Genomic DNA, 248 nt, shown 5'->3' with positions numbered 1-248 from the left:
CATGGTCGCCATAGCAGCAAACAGGCGGCCAATCTCGTTATTACCGGCCTCAGGTAGCGGCTGGGTGAGGTCTGCCTCAGCGATGCGATCAAGCCGCTGCACCGCGTTATTCAGCGGTGCGATCACCGTACGGCGCAGACCCATATAAATCGCCAACGTCACGAGCAGCGCCAGCCCTACCGATAATGCGTTGATAAGCGTAAAGGTATCGCCTTGAGATTCAGCATCAACGCGGATCGTGTCGACAC

At 57.3% G+C, this 248-nt stretch carries 1 protein-coding gene; it reads right to left on the bottom strand.

Annotated features, from left to right (window positions below; genetic code table 11):
• Positions 1-248: HAMP domain-containing protein (locus R0J92_RS25340; RefSeq protein WP_411053720.1), on the bottom strand; the 248-nt coding region annotated here is incomplete at both ends.

This window comes from Tritonibacter sp. SIMBA_163 (assembly GCF_046535935.1).
Taxonomy (GTDB): domain Bacteria; phylum Pseudomonadota; class Alphaproteobacteria; order Rhodobacterales; family Rhodobacteraceae; genus Epibacterium; species Epibacterium scottomollicae.
This window is presented reverse-complemented; position numbering and strand designations above follow the sequence as displayed.